The sequence below is a fragment of the Bifidobacterium rousetti genome (genome assembly GCF_008698235.1).
Lineage (GTDB): Bacteria > Actinomycetota > Actinomycetes > Actinomycetales > Bifidobacteriaceae > Bifidobacterium > Bifidobacterium rousetti.
The window spans coordinates 1-203 of the sequence record NZ_PEBH01000037.1; the positions used below are offsets into that span (position 1 = coordinate 1).

General features: G+C 48.3%; 1 protein-coding gene. It reads left to right on the top strand.

The window, feature by feature from the left end; genetic code table 11:
* Positions 1-195: hypothetical protein (locus tag CSQ85_RS13485; RefSeq protein WP_223846986.1), on the top strand; the 195-nt coding region annotated here is incomplete at its 5' end.
* Positions 196-203: the final 8 nt, after the last annotated feature.

Here is a 203-nt window from a genome sequence, read left to right on the forward strand (position 1 = left end):
AAAATCGTACACAGGACACGGGCCATGCCCTCTTATCTCAAGCCCGAACCAAAGTGCGCAAAATTTCGGGCCTTATCTTTGAAGGATTTGCCGTTTGCGCTTGAGGCAATTGCCTTTCGTATCCCCCTCTCTGGGGGTACGGCTTCAAACCCCTTGAAAACATTGGTTTTCAAGGGGTTTCTTTTATGGTTTTGACACGCGTT